The following is a 17,425-nucleotide window of genomic DNA, read 5'->3' as shown; positions in this document are numbered from 1 at the left end:
GTTTTGGAAGAATTTGGGTTTTTGTATAAGTCTATGATTTGGAGTTCAAGCTATAAACTTTAATAGTTAAAATTAATGTTAACATTCTAACGAACAACTAATTATGTGATCTATATACTACATTAAAATTATTATTAATTTAAATTTTAATATTATGGAAAGGCAATAAGTTAATCCCAGTAAATCTCAACCAAAACAACATCCAAAAAAGCAAGAAACGAAGAAGGATGTTTCAAAAAGATCTTTATCGAAAACATATGAATCTATCAATTAAAAAATCGAGCCATCTCAAAAGTTTAGTTATTATAATTTTATAAGCTTAATTGATAAATTTTGTCTTGTAAATCGTAGAGACAATATTTTGAGATAAATTCAACAGCCATTTTAATTGAGTGAAAATAAGCTGTGTTTCCTGAAGATTTCCAGACATATTAAAAGTACTCGCTTCTTCTACCAAAGCCTTGTAATTTTTATTGAAAAAATCTAGTGCTTCTTTTAACTTTTCAGGATGCTCTAGGTCTATGTCAACTTCAGAACCAGAGAGAAGCTCTATAGCCGTTTCTAGATTTTGGTCTACAGCCTCTATTAAATTTTTAAAGTGATTAGAGGCAGGTGTAGTTTTATGCGTTTTAATGTAAAGACCTATGGAGGCTAATGATGTTAGAAAACTATGATTTAGCACTACGAGCTGGTAAATATTATCTAAATTTTGTTGCTTGGATTTTGGCTCTTGAGTCATTCGTTGTAATGCAGCACTAAGATTTCCTGTTTCTAAAAAAGCTTCTTTCCTGCTAAGCTTATAACTATTAGAAACAGCCCCTTTTTCTAGATAATAAGAATTTACCTCCATCAAGAATTTCTGATTAGCTTTAATACTTTGCAGGATTATTGTCTTAATTCCTAAGAATTCCCAAGAAGGCCAAAGCAAGAAATTACCTAATGCGGCCAGACCTGCACCTACTAAAGTATCTACTACTCTAAATTGAATAACGTTTAACACATCTGGCCTTAGAAGTGCATACACAAAAACTACACTTAAGGTAATGAATACGGCAGCAGTCTTATAGTTCTTTTGTATCATGGAAAAGGCCATTACCAGAGAAATTATTCCCAGAATACCATAAACAACTACATTATGTATAAGTAACACTAAACCTATAGAAATAATAGCGCCAATTACCGTACCTATAATACGTTGTTTAGACCTATCTCTGGTAAGACCATACCCTGGCCTCATTATTACAATAATGGTAAGTAGTATCCAATAAGCATTTTGAAAAGAAAAGTATTCTCCTATGCAATACCCCACCATCATAACTAGAGAAATTCTTAATGCATGTTTAAAGATGGAAGATCTAAGATTTAGATTTTCTAATAAGATCTTAGGATTGTATTCTTGAGTGCTCAAAAACTTGAGAGCATCATCGCTTTTTATCAACCTTAATTTTGTGAGATCTGGATTTACCAACAATTCATCTATCTTCTCGATCTTTTCAGATTGATGTTCTAAATATTCATAGTAATTCAATAGAATTAGAAAACCTTCTGTATGAATAGATTGTTTCTCGTTTCTATAAGAATCTAGTTTTTGTTTAAGATCTAATCGGATCTCCCCGATACTTTTGGCGCTTTTATAAATTTTATTTTTTTGTAAATATATTGCCTGGTCATTCAGTTTATCTGAAAGCGTAAACACCAGCTCCTGAAAAGGCTTAATCCTATCCGGATAACCCTTCAAGATCTTATCCATATTCTCATAATCTACAGGGTGAGCCATGGCAAGCTCCAAAATATCTACAGTTTGAATAAAAGTTAATAACCTCTTACGCTGAAAGTTGGAATAACCTGAAGATTTTCGTGAAGATATTAGAATTTCTCTAAGTTTTTGATGATTCTCATTTAGATCATTCTGAAGATTATGCAATTCTTTTAGCAGATCTGTTCTATCAATCCCATTTTCTAACAATCTACCTCTCAATCTTATATACCTGGAAGTCAATTCTAGATTTTGGATCATGAATTGATTTGTTTGCCCTTTAGGATTAATATTATTCCAAACTACAGATAATAATAAATACCATAATCCACCTAAACCAATGAGCAGGGCTTTTTCATAGACCTCCAAAGTTTTAGATAAACTGGCAAAACTTAAAACCAGTGCAAAAAGTCCGGAGAAACTAATTAAGGAAGCTCTAAAACCATACACTGCGAGATAAGATAGACAAAATGTGGTACTCCCTAAGATAAATAATATGATCCAAAATTCATCTGGTTTATAACCACCTATCAATGTTGCAAGAATCGCAATTAAAGACGATAATAATATTCCAAAATACTTGTGTCTTACGCTTCCTGTAACATCGCTGGGAGAACTTAGTAAAGCTCCTAATCCTACAGCAATACCCATCTCTAAATGCTCTGTATATACACCAAGTATTATAGGTATGGTAATAGCCAGAGCAAGAATAATGGCTTTAGAAAAATCTGTAGATTTTAGAAATGATAAAAAATCCTGTATTCCCGCACTCACATCTATATTTAAAATCTTCAATATTAAGTTTTTTGAGCTTCAAACAAATATAACTGCTACAAAATTTACTATCGTTAATGTTATCGAAAAATATTCCGATTTATAGATTGAGAACATAAATATGTATTCGAATTAAATTTAAATATCAATAATAGCTATATAAAAAAAGGCATTGAAATTAATCAATGCCTTTTCCTTATAAAATAATATTTTTACTATTCCTTTTGATCTGTAGGCATAATATATATATCATTGATATTAGCTCTTTTAGGCTGCGCTAATGCGTAAAAAATTGCTTCTGCAATATCTTCTGCCTCTAAAGTGGTAAGATCTTTCACCATAGGCATTAGATCTTTCTTTATTTCATCGTCTGTAATGGTCTCTGTTAATTCTGTAGCAACAAATCCAGGTTCTATGGATGTAACGTTAATACCATATTTAGGCGCCAACTCCTGTCTTAATCCTTCAGAAAACATTTTTACTGCAGCTTTAGTAGCGCAATAAACGGCTCCTCCTGGATAATATTTTCTACCCGCACTAGAAGAAATATTAATAATATTTCCACTCTTTTGTTCCATAAAAGTTGGAAGCACTGCGGCCACACCATTCATAACTCCTTTTATATTTACATCTACCATGGTATCCCACTCATCTGTATGTAAGTTCTTAATATAAGATAGTGGCATTAAACCGGCATTGTTTATAATGGCGTCTATTCCTTTGAATTTTTCTAAAGTTTGAGATACGATTTTTTTGAAATCTCCTTTCTCTGTTACATCGCCGGTTACAACCATTGCTAATCCACCATCTTTCTCTATTTCTTCTTTAAGTTTGTTCAACTTCTCTTTTCTTCTGGCAGTTAAAACAACCTTAGCTCCTTCTTTAGCAAGCTTCTTAGCTGTTGCTTCTCCAATTCCACTAGATGCTCCTGTAATAATTACAACTTTTCCTTTAATACTCATAACATTATTTTTTTTTGCAAATTTAAAATAGCATTAGGCTTCTATATAATTTATAGCGCTATTTAGCTTGAGTTTAACTGGATTCTTTATAGATGTTAAGAATATTATAGTATCTAAACTATTAGTATGGCTTGAATTTAAGCTAAAATAGAAAATGAAAGTTTTACAAAAAACTTTAATCCGAGCCACTATTTCTATAATAATCGTATCTGTTTTACATTTTAATGAAAATAACAAAAGCCAGTTAATAACTGGCTTTTCTAAAATATCTATATATTATTAACCTACTTAGTAGGCGGTTGAGATGGCCTAACCTCGATCTTACTTGGCAATGTTCTAGGATTCATCTTCAATAGATCAACTACTAATTCTCCAATATCTTCTTTTTGAATTTTCCAAGCATCCTCTTTATTTGGAGTATGATCATTAAAATGTGTTGCTACAGAACCTGGCATAATAGTACTTACATTTATACCATGACCTCTAAGATCTAACATTGCTGCTTGAGTTAATCCGGTTACACCAAATTTACTAGCATTATATGCTGTACCACCTTCAAAGAAATTTGTACCTGCCAAACTAGAAATGGTAATAGCATACCCTTTAGATTTTTTTAGTCCATCTATTGCTGCTTTAAGGCTATAAAAAACACCAGAAAGATTAGTATCTATAGTTTCCTTCCAATCTTCCACACTTAACTCTGCAATATTACCAAAATGCCCAATTCCTGCATTAGCAACTAACACGTCTAGTTGCCCCCATTTTTCAATAGTTTTATTTATGGCTTGTTGCTGACTTTTATAATCGCGTACATCGGCTTCTAAGCCTAAAACATTACCACTTCCTAATTTGGAAAGTTCATTTGCAGCTTTCTCTGCAGATTCTTTAGACCTACTGGTTATAGCAACATTCATATTTAACTTTAAAAGGGCTTCTGCAACGCCATACCCTATTCCTTTACTTCCACCTGTTATAAATGCGACTTTTGATTTAAATGATTCCATAGATTTTTATTTTTTTAATGGTTTAAAGCTAACAAAGATGCTTTTGCTATTAAAATTTTGAGAACTAAGACTTTGTTAATTCTATTTATTTCTTCTCAATACCACTAAGACTGAATGCTTTAAATTTTATATTAAAATCTTGATAAAAATTCGCCAAAACTCTTTTGAAAATACTTTAATAAACTAACTTTGCTTTCATCGAAAAAATACACTCTAATGTGTAATTTTTCTCTTAATTAAAGTTTTAATACTTCAAAATCTCTTAAAAGTTGAAAAATCCAAAAGGTCAAAAATTAATCGATAAGATTCAACGCGACTTAATGCGTAATGGTATAATCATCAACACTGTTGTGGAAGATCTAAAGAAGCTTCGCCCATTTGCTGTGGAAGATGAAAATCCATTATTAGCTAAGGTTATTCGCTTAACTTATGAGCATATTGAAGCTTATCAAACTTTTGCAATTGCAATTCCGGATGACGAGCCTTTAGATGAAGAGGAAGAAGCATCTGCAACTCCAGAATCTGATCCACAAGAAAGTTTAGATTATTTGATGTCCCTAATGTCTGATACTTCTATTAAGAATAACGAAATGGACCTTAGAGAATATAGCAAAGAATTACAGACGTATGCTGAAGAGAACTAAGCTTCTCTATTAATTTTTTGATTGCCTTTTTTAAATAATCTACCTAATTACAATACTCCATGAAAAAGGATGCGAAATCTAAAAAGAAATCGCGCTTGCGTTTATTGCACCAGTATTATGGCTATACCGGTTTCTATAGTTTTGTGGGTAAAAGTTTAAAAAAGGCAATAATTCCTATTTTAGTTTTTATTGCTGCCATTTTCGCAATAGATTATTTCGTTTTAGATCTAAATAAGGTTTTAGTCACTATTACTGAAACTTATTCTCCGGCAGGAATATTATCTGTATTCTTTGCTTCAGAATCTCTTCTTGGATTGGTTCCCCCAGAACTCTTTATTGCTTGGGCAGGAAAATCTGAATTGCCAATTTTCTATTTATCCTTACTTGCTGCTGCTTCCTACTTAGGAGGAATAGTGTCTTACTTTATAGGCGTTGGAATCACTAAAATTCCTGCTGTACATAAGCAAATGGAAATAAATTTAGCACATCATATTAAAAACGCTCGAAAATGGGGTGGTTTTTTAATTATAGTTGGAGCTCTGCTTCCAATTCCGTTCGCCATGAGCAGTATTGCCGCTGGTATTATTAGATTCCCTTTTATGAGCTACCTAATGTTCGGTTTATTAAGATTTGTAAGATTCTATGCTTACGCTTTGGTTATCTTCGGAATGGTTTAATATTCTCACATTTCTCTAGTATCTACAGTTATTATCATAAAGTTTTTTTAATACGAGTTTATTCTAGCGGTATTTAATTATTTTTAGAATCCAACCAATTTTTTAAAAAAATGAATGATAAATTAAAGAAAACGGCACGTATTGGATATGTTGCCAAGGGAGCTGTTTATGCTATAACAGGAATTTTAACACTATTAGCTGCTTTTAATCAAGGCGGACAAAAAGCAGGAAAGTTTAAAGTTGTAGAGTATCTAGACAAGCAAACCTTTGGAAATATCATACTCATTATTTTAGCTCTTGGTCTTATCTGTTATGCATATTGGAGATTTACCCAGGCTATTAGTGATCCAGAAAATATAGGTTCAGATAAAAAAGGAAAAGTAAAAAGAGCAGCATTCTTTGTTAGTGGCTGCATTTATCTTGGATTAGCGATCTATGCTGTGCTTAGAGTAATTAATTCTTCTGCAGGTTCTGGAGGTTCTTCTGGAAAGAAAGCCACTATCTTAAGTAACGATTGGGGATTGATTGTATTAGGAATTGTAGGTGGTATAACTATAGCTACAGGGCTTTATCAATTTGTAAGAATATATAAGGCAGATTTTGTCAAGAAGTTTGAATTAAAATCTATGACAGATGAGAAGCGAAGAAAAACGATTAAAAATTCTGCTTATTTTGGAATGGGATCTAAAGGTGTTCTATTTATTATAATAGGATTTTTTCTATTAAAAGCTTCCATCACATCCAATCCTGCAGACATTAAAACCACTTCAGACGCTTTTTCATTTTTAGAAGATTCTGCGTATGGAGCTTATTTACTGGGCGCGGTGGCTGCAGGATTGATAGGATATGCTATATATATGTTTATGATGGCAAAATATCGAAAGTTTAGCGCCTAATAATCTATTTGATCTTAAGAAATTTAATACCAAGTTCTTTTTCCAATTCCCAGATCCTTCTTTGTTCCTTAGTATTTACAAGCACCAAAGATAGACCAGATCTTCCCGCTCGTGCGGTTCTACCACTTCTATGAGTGTAATATTCTGTTTGATCTGGTAATTGGTAATGAACAACATACGCTAAATTATCTACATCTATACCTCTGGCTGCTACATCTGTAGCAACTAGAATTTTTAATGTTTTTTTCTTAAAAGCTCTCATTACTCTATCTCTATCTTTCTGGAGCATATCTCCTTCTAACAGACCTACTTCGTAATTTTTGGCAGCTAATTGTTTGGTGAGCAATTTAGCAGCAGCTTTCGTTTTTGTGAAAATTATACCTCTATTTTTTCCTTGCGTCTTTAAGAATTGAGCAAGTGTATCTAATTTATTGTTGTCATCTCCAACAACAAATTGATGTTGGATATTAGAGTTCACTGCCTCGGTCTTATCAACAGAAATTCTTAAACAATCTTTAGAAACATACATTTCTATGATCTCGTTTAATTCTGAAGGTAAGGTTGCAGAAAAAAGCCAGATATTTCTATTCCCCTTTGTTTTCTTTAAAATTCGAGTTAACTCATCTTTAAAGCCCATGCTAAGCATTTCATCTGCTTCATCTAAGACAAGAGTATTAATTTTCGAAATATCTAAAGCTTTCTTAGTAAGAAGATCTAATAGTCTCCCAGGGGTAGCAACAACTATTTGTGTTGGCCTGTTCAATCTTTGAATCTGAATATCTATTTTCTCTCCGCCATAAACAGCTTCTGTAAATACTTTATTGGTGTATTTCGTGTATTTGAAAAGTTGCTTTGCTATTTGTTGACCTAACTCTCTAGTAGGAGCTAATATTAAAGCCTGAATATTTACATTATCCGGATCTATCTTAGCTAATAATGGTAACCCAAATGCAGCAGTTTTACCAGTTCCGGTTTGCGCCTGACCTATAAAATCTATATTTTCTTTAGACAATACAGGAATAGCTGCACTTTGTATCTTTGTAGGGTGGACTATCCCCATTTCTTGTAAACTCTTATTTATATCTTCAGATACTCCTAATTCAATAAAACTCATTCTTTAACTTTTTTTAGATCGACAAAGATACTTTATTTAAGCTTCTTAAAAATTTTAATAAACATTCCTGTACCTAGTTAAATAATAGCTAATATAGACCGATATTTTGATGGTAGATAAGGGTTTTGATACCTTTCCGCCAAACCAAAAAAACTAATTATATGTCTTTATTAACGATAATTTTAAACATTCTTTTACCACCATTAGCTGTATTTATGAAACATGGACTTGGGGTAACTTTTTTAATAAGTGTACTTCTAACTGCATTAGGTTGGATACCTGGAGTAATCCATGCATTTTTGGTAAACGGAACTAAATAAAAAACAAAAAAGGGTTTAGAAATTATCTAAACCCTTTTTTAATATTATAAAAATTCACTTTAATTCATCTCAGAACCTGTAACTTTTTTCTCCCATTTCCAGGCACTTTCCAAAGCTTCATCTAGATCTTTTTCAGATCTCCAACCAAGTACAGAATTTGCTTTTATAGTATCTGCATAGGCCGCAGTAATATCTCCTTCTCTTCTTTCTGCAATCTTATAAGAAAGCTTCTTCCCTGTTGTTCTTTCAAACGATTGTATAACTTCTAATACAGAATTCCCTTTACCTGTACCTAAATTAAAAACATCATAATTAGATTCAGCTTCATTATTCATAAGCCTCTTTAGCGCAACCACGTGTGCTCTTGCAAGATCCATTACGTGAATATAATCTCTTATACAAGTTCCATCGTTGGTTGGATAATCATTTCCAAAAACAGATAGTTGTTCCCTTTTTCCTATTGCTGTCTGTGTAATAAAAGGCACCAGATTTTGCGGAGTACCTATAGGCAATTCTCCAATTTCTGCACTAGGATGTGCTCCTATTGGATTAAAGTATCTTAAAGAGATTGCCTTTAAATTAGGATGAACCTTACAGGTATCTTTAATGATCTCTTCACCTATTTGTTTCGTATTTCCATAAGGAGATTCAGCTTTCTTTACCGGAGCAGATTCACTTATTGGAAGTGTGTCTGCTTGTCCATATACAGTGCAAGAAGAGCTAAAGATAAAATTTGCATCTTCCTTCTCGCTTAATCTTTGTAATAAGTAGATTAAGGTAGCAAGGTTGTTCTCGTAATATAATAATGGATTTTCAACACTTTCACCCACCGCTTTAGATGCTGCAAAATGAATTACACCTGCTATATTGGTATGTTTCTCAAAAAAACCTAGTACTTCCTCTTTATTTCTAAGATCTATGTTCTCAAATTCTGGAGTAACCTGAGTTATCTTCGTTATCCCTCCCAAAACATCTATAGATGAATTTGATAGATTATCTATGATAACTACTTCATAGCCTTGTTCTATTAGAGCAACTACCGTATGAGAACCTATAAAACCAAGACCTCCTGTAACTAATATTTTAGATTTCATTTTCTTTATTTCTAAGTGGGTGCAAAATAACAAAAACAGTAGACATGAATTATATTTTTCTTTATTATCCAAATTCGTCTTAACTACGCTTCAATATATTTTGATACAAATGCCTTTAATTACCTTCAATTATTACCTTCTCTCCCTATAAAAATTATCTTTGTAAGAAATTAAATCAGAATGGATTTACAGCATCAAATTAAAATATTTAAGATCATAAGCATATTAGAAGGACTTTCATTTTTAATTCTGCTACTTATAGCTATGCCTTTAAAATATATCTATCACATGGATATATATGTTAGAGTTGTTGGAATGGCTCATGGAGTATTATTTATAACTTATATACTTGGAGCTTTATTATTATTTAAGCAGCTAAACTGGAAGCTTAAAACGCTATCAATAATAATTCTTTGTTCTGTAATTCCATTAGGTCCTTTCTATATAGAAAAGAAATATTTGTAGCATATGGCAAATAACATCAATCTCAAATATATAAGCTGCTTTTTAGAGGAAAGCTTTATAAATCAGGGAATGCATCCTGTGGTTGCCAGTTACCTTAATTTAGCAATAAACTTAGTAGCACTTGTACTTCTTTTAATTCTCGTAAATTATATTATTAGAAGATTTGTAATAGAATCTTTTAGAACATTCACTAATAAGACCAAGACAACTTTTGATGACTTCCTTATTAAAAGTAATTTCCCAAAATACGTAGGGCAGATCATACCAATCTTTATAATCTATGCTACCATCCCTTATATATTGGTAGATCATGTTTTTACTTTAAAAGGAGTATTATTTTTTACCAATGTTTATGTAATAATATTGATTGTTTGGATCTGTAGAAGTGTATTAAGAACTACCAAAAACTATCTACGCACTCAGGAATCTTTTAAAGACAAACCTATAGATAGCTATATACAGGTGTTAATGATCTTTATATGGGTGGTTGGTTTTATGTTCATTTTTTCTGAAGTTACCGGAGAATCTGTAATAAGTTTTGCAATATCTTTAGGGGCGGCATCTGCCATACTTTTATTGATTTTTAAAGATACTATTCTAGGGTTTGTAGCCTCTATTCAGGTTTCTGTGAATGATATTGTAAGAATTGGAGATTGGATAACCTTTAGCAAATATGGTGCAGATGGAACGGTTACAGAAATAAATCTAGCAACGGTAAGAGTTCAGAATTTCGATAATACTTTTACAACCATTCCAACGTATAGTATGATCTCAGATTCATTTCAGAACTGGAGAGGGATGCAAGAATCTCCAGGAAGAAGAATTAAAAGATCTATATTCATTAAACAAAACTCTGTAAAATTTATCACTCCAGAAGATTATGAAAAACTAAAGAAGATAAGTTTAATAGCACCTTACTTGGAGCATCGTCAAAAGGAAATAGACAAATACAACCGTACCAACAAAATAGATACTACGCTACCAATAAACGGAAGGAATCAGACCAACTTGGGAATCTTTAGAAAGTATGCAGATGCTTACCTTCATGATCATTCTGCAGTTCATAAAGAATTATATTTAATGGTGAGGCACCTAGCTCCTACCCCTCAGGGAATTCCCTTAGAGGTGCTTTGTTTCAGCAGAGATAAAAGATGGGAAAATTTTGAGTACATAGCAGCAGATATCTTTGATCATCTTATAGCAGCAGTACCCTATTTTGATCTTAAACTTTTTGAAGCACCTTCCGGAGATGATATACAGGATCTTGGTAAATTCATAAGTAATCTCAAGAATTAGGATATAACTTATTTTAGCTATCTTCCACACTTTTTTAACCTAACCAATCTATCAATATGAAGTTTAAAAGATTTTTGCAAGCCTTTGGGATCTTGGCTATAGTGTTAACCTTAATCCCCATAGTTGCAGCTGACTTTTGGTGGATACGAATGTTTGATTTCCCTCACATTCAACTTACTATCTTAACCTTCGTTGCACTAGTATCTTACTTCATTAAGTTTGATGTGAAGTGGTGGGAAGACTATGTTTTTGTAACTATAATTTCTGCTTGTCTGGTTTATCAGATCATGAAGATCGCTCCTTACACAGCTTTTGCTCCTTTTGAAGTTGGAAATGCATCAGAAGATGCAGATAAGAATGATGAATTAAAATTCTATTCTGCTAATGTGCTTCAAAAAAACGCAAAATTTGATCTATTAAATGATGAGATCAAAAGAAAAGATCCGGATGTAATTTTATTGATGGAGACAGATAGCATTTGGATGAATCAAGTTGAAGATGCTGTATCTAAATACCCATACAGAGTTGAAGCACCAATAGATAATACATATGGTATGCTTTTATATTCTAAATTAGAGATGATAAATCCGGAATTAAAATTTCTTGTAGATGATTCAATTCCCTCAATACATACTATTCTAAAATTAAGATCTGGGAAGCAGATTATGTTTCATGCTATTCACCCTACCCCTCCAATGCCTCAAGAAAATCCCTCTTCTGCAGATAGAGACGGAGAAATGATGCTTGTTGCAAAAATGGCAAGAGAAAGAAATCTTCCAACCCTTGTAGCAGGAGATTTTAATGATGTAGCGTGGTCTAGCACTTCTAGATTATTAAAGAATGCAGGGAGATTGTTGGATGTACGAGTGGGAAGAGGTTTTTATAATTCTTTTGATGCGGGTAGCTTCTTATTTAGATGGCCTTTAGATCACTTTATGGTTTCAGAAGAATTTAGAGTTGTAGCTATAAAAACAGGCGAAAATATCAAATCAGATCATTATCCATTTTTTATTACTTTGAGCTTAGAGCCAGATCTGGCAGAGGAACAAAAACCAGAACCTCCAACAGAAGGTCAGCTAAAGCGAGCTAATGAGCAAATAAAAGATCTACTAGAAGAAAAATCTAAGAAGGGAGAAAAATTGGGAGAATAATTTTTTATAATTATATATTGCTCTACAGATCACAACCTTAGAAAATAATTAAGTCTTTTTGAAAATTAAGATCATGCAAGAAACCAAAACCGATAAAATAACAAATGTAGGTGAATCGTTTAATCACTTCTACGATCGCCTAATTGAACAATTACCAGGCATTGGTTTTGGACTTCTAATCATTATTCTTGGTGTTCTTATCGGTATGTGGGTTGGAGGATTTGCCAGACGTAGGATTTCGGCTCATACTCATGATCCTCTAATGAGTAAATTTCTAGGGAAAGTAATAAGATTACTACTTACTACTGTAGGAATTATGTTAGGACTTAGAGCCGCAGGATTAGGGGGAATAGCTACCGGTATTCTAACTGCTGCCGGGGCAAGTGCTTTAGTTCTTGGTTTTGCATTCAAAGATATTGGAGAAAATTTTATAGCAGGAGTAATTTTAGCCTTTAATAGACCATTTAATGTAAATGATACTGTAGAGATAGGAGCGAATTTTGGAAAAGTAAAAGCGATGGAATTTAGATATACCAAGCTAAAAACATTTGATGGAAAAGATGTTTATATACCAAATAGCGATGTACTCACAAAACCTGTAACCAACTACACTGAAGATGGTTTCTTTAGATGGGATTTTATCATCGGAATTGCTTATGAAGATAATATAACCGGGGCCAAAGAGGTTGTACTTAAAGCATTAAGAAATGAACCGAATGTTATTGAAGATGAGGAGCATGAAAATTTTGTGATAGAAGACAAATTAGATACCAGTACTGTAAATCTTAAAGTTTTCTTTTGGGTAGATACCAAAGATTTTAGAAGAACTGCCCTAATTACAAAAGGTAATGTGGTAAGAGCGGTAAAAGAAACCTTGGAAGATCATGGATATTACATGCCTGCAGATATACAGGAAATCAAGCTCTATGGTAAAGAAAATGATTTCCCTTTTACTATATCTGATAGAAATAAAGAGAATCTTCCTAAGAAATCTTAATCTTTCAATCTGTCTTTTACAAATTCAATTTTAGATTTTCCATGAGGTTTTGGTTTTCCAATTTCATCTAAACCAACCATAACTATATTTTCTATAGATATAATGGTCTCACGCGTCATTTTATTTCTGACTTCGCATTTTAATGTTAAAGAAGAAAATCCAAATTTTACTACATCAATACCAATTTCAATAATATCCCCTTGTGTAGCAGAGCTTATGAAATTGATCTCACTCATGTACTTCGTCACAACTTTTTGATTCTCTAACTGAATGATAGCGTAAAGCGCACATTCTTCATCTATCCATTCTAATAACCTGCCACCAAATAAGGAAGCATTTGGATTTAAATCTTCAGGCTTAATCCATTTTCTTGTATGAAATCTCATAAATTATAATTTCTATTTTTTTTTAAATATAGGTATTAATTAAATCCTATAATCTAGAAAGCGCTGCATCTAATATTTCTGCATGATCGAACGCTAACTCGGGTAAATTTCTAATATCGAACCATTTTGCATTCATAGCATCATCTGCTCCGGCTACAATTTCTTCTTTATCTAGTAATCCCATAAACGCGATAGATATTGTCCTGCCTCTAGGGTCTCTGCCAATAGCTCCATAAGCCTCCATTTGGATAAGGTTAACGTTGGTAAGACCTGTTTCTTCTTCAAGTTCTCTAGCAGCAGCATTTACCAAAGTTTCACCTTCTTCCAAAAATCCTCCAGGCAATGCCCATTTTTCTTTAAAAGGCGAATTCTTTCTCTGAATTAATAATAACTTCAGTGCTTTATCAATTTTATAAAAGATCACTGTATCTACAGTAATTGCGATGTTTTGTGGTCTCATATTAATTTACCAATAGCTATTAAAATAAACAGTCTTTCTGTTTACGAATTCACGAATTCCATGTGCAGATAATTCTCTTCCATATCCAGAGATCTTTGTTCCTCCAAATGGTAATCTAGGATCACTTTTTACAAGTTCATTTACAAAAACAGCACCATCATCAAACATAGGCACCAATCTTTTAGCTCTCCCAACATCTTCTGTGAAAATGGAAACTCCTAATCCAAAATCTGAATAATTTACTAAAGATACTGCTTCCTCATCATCCTTAAATGTAGTTATAGAAATAGCCGGTCCAAAAGTTTCCTCTTTAAATATTGGCATTTCTTTGGTAACATTAGAAATGATTGTCGGCTCAAAATAAGTTCCTTTTCTTTTACCTCCTAACACTATTTTAGCCCCTTGTTCTACTGAATCATTAACTTGTTTTTCTAGATCTTCTGCTAGATCTTCTCTAGACAATACACCTATAAAAGTATCTTCTTCTGAAGGATCTCCACTTTTTAATTCACTTACCTGCTCTTTAAATTTTTTGATGAAACTATCTGCAATATCCTCATGAACAATTAATCTTTTACCCGCTATACAGCTTTGTCCTGTATTTTGAAATCTCGCCTGTACGCAGGTCTTTACAGCTTCTTCAATATTCGCATCTTTAAAAATTACCAACGCATTACTTCCTCCCAGTTCTAGAACCGTTTTTTTAATTTCTTCTCCTGCAATTGAAGCCACAGAGCTTCCTGCAGGTTTACTTCCTGTTAAAGTTGCTGCCTTCACTCTTTTATCGCGTAGTATTCCTTCTACCTTTGAACTTGAAATTGGAAGATTTTGAAAACATCCTTTAGGAAATCCTGCACGTTCAAACACTTTTTGAATATTCTCTGCAGATTGCATAACATTACTGGCATGTTTCAATACCCCAATATTTCCTGCCATAAGTGCCGGAGCTGCAAATCTAAATACTTGCCAAAATGGATAATTCCATGGCATTACTGCTAATACTACTCCTATAGGTTCGTAAGAAACGTAACTAGTATCTGCATCTGTTTCAATAATCTCATTTTCCAAATGCTTCTCGGCATTTTCTGCATAATATTCACAAACCCATGCACATTTTTCAATTTCTGAAATAGATTGAGAAATAGGTTTCCCCATTTCCAAAGTGATCATCCTTGCATATTCCTGCTTATTCTCTTTCAACTCTTCAGCAGCTTTCATCATTAATTCAGATCTATGCTTATAGGATGTTTCTCGCCAAGTCTTAAAGGTATTATCTGCGAGATCTAAGGCCTTGTTAATATCAGCCTGATCAAATTCTTTTATCTGAGCTATTTCTTCTCCGTTGTATGGATTCTTAGAAGTTATCATAATTCAATTTTTAATTTTCTTAAAGATAAAAAGAAGCTCAGGATCCTTTAGTCCGATTAAGATGATTTTAACTGCACCATTAAATGTTTATAACTGGTTCACAATTTGTAGTAGTTGGCTGGATATCTCAAAAGATATTTAATTACATTTAAAAAACTCTAAAACTATGACACCACGAGATTTAGAATTACTAAAGGCAAGGCCAATTATTACATCTGCTAAAGTTTCAGACAACATGAGCCTGGAGGAACAATTTCAGAATAAAACTCTTAGACCCATAGCAAAACTTCAAAATGATTTACTCATAGAAGTCTTTAGGAACTATATTAAAAAGCATAAAAATGCGTTTCATAATTTTAGTATCGAAAAGAAATTTCTTTTTATAGAAAATGCTATTCAACGAGATATAAAATTCAGAAATAGCCTTAAGGGAATTATTATTGGCCAATTCACCATCGATGAATATTTAACTTATATAGAGAATTCTTCTGCTCTAAATAAACGAATGATGAATTTGGTAAAAGAAAGGATTCTTAGCAATATTCAGCTTTTAGAAAATCAGGTTTCTTACTAGCAATCCTAAGATAATAGTAATAGCAAAACTCATTAGTGTTCCTATGAGCACATATTCTGTTTGCTTTCTTGCTCCTGTTTCAGACTTTTCGCTAAACCTCAAAATAGATTTGGCCGCGATTAGAAATCCGATAGCAGAGAAATTATTGGTTAGAATAAAGGTTAAAACCAATATTCTTTCGAAAATACCTATATATCTTCCTGCAGCTTCTAGACTATTTTTTTGATGGGTGATCTCTATTTCAGATTGCCATCTTTTTGTTGCCTTTCCAATCAAAAAACCGGTAGGAAAGATCACTATTAGATAAACGCTAATTATAGCTAAAATTGCTGTTGAATTTAAAACATATTGTATACCGGGAAGGATTTCATTAAAATTATTACTGATGTATAACCATGCTAACATTATCATGCCAACGTGGAATAATTGATCTAATAAAAAATATTTTAGCGTATCTTCTTTTTGTGTTAATTTCCACCAGTCTATAAAATAGTGTGTAATTGTGATAAATAAACCTACATACCAAAATTGGATATTTTGAAGAAGAACCACGCTTAGGACCCCAGCGATTAAGGAATGAATAATTAATAAATAAGATCTTTGTTTAAATTTTCTTTTATGAGCTATCCAGCTACCTGGCTGTAAAACAAAGTCGGTTAAAATATGGGCTATTAATAATTGCAATAAGATCATCATATTATTTTTATATTTACAAATCTTGTTTCTACCACATTTTTAAATCTTATTAATAATCCTTCTATTGCATCCCAACCCGCTGCCTTTTTACGCTGATTAACGGCAGACTGACTAATACCTATTGCTGTTGCTACTTCTCTTTCTTTGAGGTTTTTGAGCAAATAGTATACAACTTCTGCAGATGCTGTGCTCCACTTTTCGGTTAAAGTATCCATTAAATAGAAAGCTGTATTAAATTCCTCATTTATTTCTTCATATTCTGTTTTTATCATGGTTTTTCTGGAGTCATTATTCATTGTATCTAATGTTCTTCCAGAATATAAAAATGCCTGTCCATTAGATTCAGATATAGAATCTCTTTCAAAATCCAAAGTTCCTATTCCAATGGCCATTTTAAAATCTGCTATTTTCGAATAGCTTTTATTCTTTTTTGTCTTTTTTAGATGAATTTTGTTCACCGCAGTTTTTATTTGCATCATTATTTCCAATGCCGCTTCTGGCTGATTAATGATTCCCTGAAAACTATCGCCTCTATAAATATTAAAGCGTACGTTTTCTTTACCATATTGCGCAACAAGCTTCTCAAATTCTTCAGAGAGACTGTTTAATACGGTTTTCAAGATTTCCTCCTCATAATGAGTAGAATCTATTAAATCTGCTGTTAGAACTGCTATCATATTCAAATATAAGCTTTTTTATTAGTCTAAAAACTTATATTACATAATTATAAGTCTTGAAGCTTATAAAGATTCATTATAAGTTTATAGACTTATAATACGTATTAGGTAATA

General features: G+C 32.5%; 19 protein-coding genes. 9 read left to right on the top strand and 10 right to left on the bottom strand.

Features of this window, described 5'->3' with window-relative positions:
- Positions 1-319: 319 nt before the first annotated feature.
- The 3 genes from BLT84_RS11970 to BLT84_RS11960 all read right to left on the bottom strand — a co-directional run bounded on the left by BLT84_RS11970 (position 320) and on the right by BLT84_RS11960 (position 4,496).
- Complete coding sequence (locus BLT84_RS11970) at positions 320-2,551, bottom strand: FUSC family protein (RefSeq protein WP_231929312.1); 2,232 nt, start codon at positions 2,549-2,551, stop codon at positions 320-322.
- A 194-nt stretch (positions 2,552-2,745) separates the two neighbouring features.
- Entirely contained in the window at positions 2,746-3,492 is a 747-nt protein-coding gene (locus BLT84_RS11965) for an SDR family oxidoreductase (protein ID WP_091266049.1), read from the bottom strand.
- A 284-nt stretch (positions 3,493-3,776) separates the two neighbouring features.
- Complete coding sequence (locus tag BLT84_RS11960; protein ID WP_091266045.1) at positions 3,777-4,496, bottom strand: SDR family oxidoreductase; 720 nt, start codon at positions 4,494-4,496, stop codon at positions 3,777-3,779.
- Positions 4,497-4,765: 269 nt separating this feature from the next.
- Here BLT84_RS11960 and BLT84_RS11955 point away from each other — a divergent pair, with 269 nt between their 5' ends.
- The 3 genes from BLT84_RS11955 (at position 4,766) to BLT84_RS11945 (ending at position 6,713) form a co-directional block, all read left to right on the top strand.
- Positions 4,766-5,140 (top strand): hypothetical protein, encoded by a 375-nt coding sequence (locus BLT84_RS11955; RefSeq protein WP_034892537.1) that lies wholly within the window; start codon positions 4,766-4,768, stop codon positions 5,138-5,140.
- Positions 5,141-5,199: 59 nt separating this feature from the next.
- Entirely contained in the window at positions 5,200-5,817 is a 618-nt protein-coding gene (locus BLT84_RS11950) for a YqaA family protein (protein WP_091266041.1), read from the top strand.
- A gap of 110 nt (positions 5,818-5,927) precedes the next feature.
- On the top strand, positions 5,928-6,713 hold the full coding sequence (locus BLT84_RS11945) for a DUF1206 domain-containing protein (RefSeq protein WP_034892531.1): 786 nt from the start codon (positions 5,928-5,930) through the stop codon (positions 6,711-6,713).
- A gap of 4 nt (positions 6,714-6,717) precedes the next feature.
- Here BLT84_RS11945 and BLT84_RS11940 read toward each other — a convergent pair whose 3' ends face one another.
- On the bottom strand, positions 6,718-7,827 hold the full coding sequence (locus BLT84_RS11940; RefSeq protein ID WP_091266037.1) for a DEAD/DEAH box helicase: 1,110 nt from the start codon (positions 7,825-7,827) through the stop codon (positions 6,718-6,720).
- A gap of 161 nt (positions 7,828-7,988) precedes the next feature.
- Between BLT84_RS11940 and BLT84_RS11935 the strand changes: the two genes are divergently transcribed.
- A complete protein-coding gene (locus BLT84_RS11935) occupies positions 7,989-8,147 on the top strand; it encodes a YqaE/Pmp3 family membrane protein (RefSeq protein ID WP_034892525.1) in 159 nt (52 codons plus the stop codon).
- Between the two features lie 59 nt (positions 8,148-8,206).
- Here the strand turns inward: BLT84_RS11935 and galE are convergent, their stop codons facing one another.
- Entirely contained in the window at positions 8,207-9,241 is a 1,035-nt protein-coding gene (galE, locus tag BLT84_RS11930) for a UDP-glucose 4-epimerase GalE (protein ID WP_091266033.1), read from the bottom strand.
- 180 nt (positions 9,242-9,421) lie between these two features.
- Between galE and BLT84_RS11925 the strand changes: the two genes are divergently transcribed.
- From BLT84_RS11925 to BLT84_RS11910, 4 genes are all read left to right on the top strand, one after another.
- Positions 9,422-9,706 carry a DUF3817 domain-containing protein gene (locus BLT84_RS11925; protein ID WP_034892519.1) on the top strand — a complete coding sequence of 95 codons (285 nt, stop codon included), beginning with the start codon at positions 9,422-9,424 and terminating at the stop codon, positions 9,704-9,706.
- Between the two features lie 3 nt (positions 9,707-9,709).
- On the top strand, positions 9,710-11,002 hold the full coding sequence (locus tag BLT84_RS11920; protein ID WP_091266030.1) for a mechanosensitive ion channel family protein: 1,293 nt from the start codon (positions 9,710-9,712) through the stop codon (positions 11,000-11,002).
- A gap of 56 nt (positions 11,003-11,058) precedes the next feature.
- On the top strand, positions 11,059-12,153 hold the full coding sequence (locus BLT84_RS11915; RefSeq protein WP_091266027.1) for an endonuclease/exonuclease/phosphatase family protein: 1,095 nt from the start codon (positions 11,059-11,061) through the stop codon (positions 12,151-12,153).
- 73 nt (positions 12,154-12,226) lie between these two features.
- Entirely contained in the window at positions 12,227-13,150 is a 924-nt protein-coding gene (locus BLT84_RS11910) for a mechanosensitive ion channel family protein (protein ID WP_034892510.1), read from the top strand.
- On the opposite strand, the gene BLT84_RS11905 is transcribed toward BLT84_RS11910, so the two are convergent.
- The 3 genes from BLT84_RS11905 to BLT84_RS11895 are packed head-to-tail and all read right to left on the bottom strand — an operon-like array spanning position 13,147 to position 15,364.
- Positions 13,147-13,536: an acyl-CoA thioesterase gene (locus BLT84_RS11905; protein ID WP_091266025.1), complete on the bottom strand. Its 390-nt coding sequence runs from the start codon at positions 13,534-13,536 to the stop codon at positions 13,147-13,149. The genes BLT84_RS11910 and BLT84_RS11905 overlap by 4 nt on opposite strands.
- Positions 13,537-13,582: 46 nt before the next feature.
- Positions 13,583-13,996 carry an NUDIX domain-containing protein gene (locus BLT84_RS11900; RefSeq protein ID WP_091266022.1) on the bottom strand — a complete coding sequence of 138 codons (414 nt, stop codon included), beginning with the start codon at positions 13,994-13,996 and terminating at the stop codon, positions 13,583-13,585.
- Positions 13,997-14,002: 6 nt separating this feature from the next.
- On the bottom strand, positions 14,003-15,364 hold the full coding sequence (locus tag BLT84_RS11895; protein WP_091266020.1) for an NAD-dependent succinate-semialdehyde dehydrogenase: 1,362 nt from the start codon (positions 15,362-15,364) through the stop codon (positions 14,003-14,005).
- A 166-nt stretch (positions 15,365-15,530) separates the two neighbouring features.
- Between BLT84_RS11895 and BLT84_RS11890 the strand changes: the two genes are divergently transcribed.
- Positions 15,531-15,938: a hypothetical protein gene (locus tag BLT84_RS11890; protein WP_034892498.1), complete on the top strand. Its 408-nt coding sequence runs from the start codon at positions 15,531-15,533 to the stop codon at positions 15,936-15,938.
- Here BLT84_RS11890 and BLT84_RS11885 read toward each other — a convergent pair.
- Both BLT84_RS11885 and BLT84_RS11880 read right to left on the bottom strand, forming a co-directional pair.
- Entirely contained in the window at positions 15,915-16,634 is a 720-nt protein-coding gene (locus tag BLT84_RS11885; RefSeq protein ID WP_091266017.1) for a DUF3307 domain-containing protein, read from the bottom strand. The two genes, BLT84_RS11890 and BLT84_RS11885, sit on opposite strands and share 24 nt — an antisense overlap.
- Positions 16,631-17,311 (bottom strand): SatD family protein, encoded by a 681-nt coding sequence (locus BLT84_RS11880; protein ID WP_091266014.1) that lies wholly within the window; start codon positions 17,309-17,311, stop codon positions 16,631-16,633. Before BLT84_RS11880 ends, BLT84_RS11885 begins: the two co-directional genes overlap by 4 nt.
- Positions 17,312-17,425: the final 114 nt, after the last annotated feature.

The sequence above is a fragment of the Gillisia sp. Hel1_33_143 genome (assembly GCF_900104765.1).
Taxonomy (GTDB): domain Bacteria; phylum Bacteroidota; class Bacteroidia; order Flavobacteriales; family Flavobacteriaceae; genus Gillisia.
Note: the sequence above shows the minus strand (reverse complement) of the source record. Positions and strands in the feature narration are given on the sequence as shown.

Excerpts from the sequence above, each read along its gene's own strand:
- BLT84_RS11965 (WP_091266049.1), bottom strand. The coding sequence starts at position 3,492 with ATGAGTATTAAAGGAAAAGTTGTAATTATTACAGGAGCATCTAGTGGA.
- BLT84_RS11945 (WP_034892531.1), top strand. The coding sequence starts at position 5,928 with ATGAATGATAAATTAAAGAAAACGGCACGTATTGGATATGTTGCCAAG.
- BLT84_RS11910 (WP_034892510.1), top strand. The coding sequence starts at position 12,227 with ATGCAAGAAACCAAAACCGATAAAATAACAAATGTAGGTGAATCGTTT.
- BLT84_RS11940 (WP_091266037.1), bottom strand. The coding sequence starts at position 7,827 with ATGAGTTTTATTGAATTAGGAGTATCTGAAGATATAAATAAGAGTTTA.
- BLT84_RS11895 (WP_091266020.1), bottom strand. The coding sequence starts at position 15,364 with ATGATAACTTCTAAGAATCCATACAACGGAGAAGAAATAGCTCAGATA.
- BLT84_RS11885 (WP_091266017.1), bottom strand. The coding sequence starts at position 16,634 with ATGATGATCTTATTGCAATTATTAATAGCCCATATTTTAACCGACTTT.
- BLT84_RS11925 (WP_034892519.1), top strand. The coding sequence starts at position 9,422 with ATGGATTTACAGCATCAAATTAAAATATTTAAGATCATAAGCATATTA.
- BLT84_RS11935 (WP_034892525.1), top strand. The coding sequence starts at position 7,989 with ATGTCTTTATTAACGATAATTTTAAACATTCTTTTACCACCATTAGCT.
- BLT84_RS11960 (WP_091266045.1), bottom strand. The coding sequence starts at position 4,496 with ATGGAATCATTTAAATCAAAAGTCGCATTTATAACAGGTGGAAGTAAA.
- BLT84_RS11920 (WP_091266030.1), top strand. The coding sequence starts at position 9,710 with ATGGCAAATAACATCAATCTCAAATATATAAGCTGCTTTTTAGAGGAA.
- BLT84_RS11950 (WP_091266041.1), top strand. The coding sequence starts at position 5,200 with ATGAAAAAGGATGCGAAATCTAAAAAGAAATCGCGCTTGCGTTTATTG.
- galE (WP_091266033.1), bottom strand. The coding sequence starts at position 9,241 with ATGAAATCTAAAATATTAGTTACAGGAGGTCTTGGTTTTATAGGTTCT.
- BLT84_RS11900 (WP_091266022.1), bottom strand. The coding sequence starts at position 13,996 with ATGAGACCACAAAACATCGCAATTACTGTAGATACAGTGATCTTTTAT.
- BLT84_RS11880 (WP_091266014.1), bottom strand. The coding sequence starts at position 17,311 with ATGATAGCAGTTCTAACAGCAGATTTAATAGATTCTACTCATTATGAG.
- BLT84_RS11905 (WP_091266025.1), bottom strand. The coding sequence starts at position 13,536 with ATGAGATTTCATACAAGAAAATGGATTAAGCCTGAAGATTTAAATCCA.
- BLT84_RS11915 (WP_091266027.1), top strand. The coding sequence starts at position 11,059 with ATGAAGTTTAAAAGATTTTTGCAAGCCTTTGGGATCTTGGCTATAGTG.
- BLT84_RS11890 (WP_034892498.1), top strand. The coding sequence starts at position 15,531 with ATGACACCACGAGATTTAGAATTACTAAAGGCAAGGCCAATTATTACA.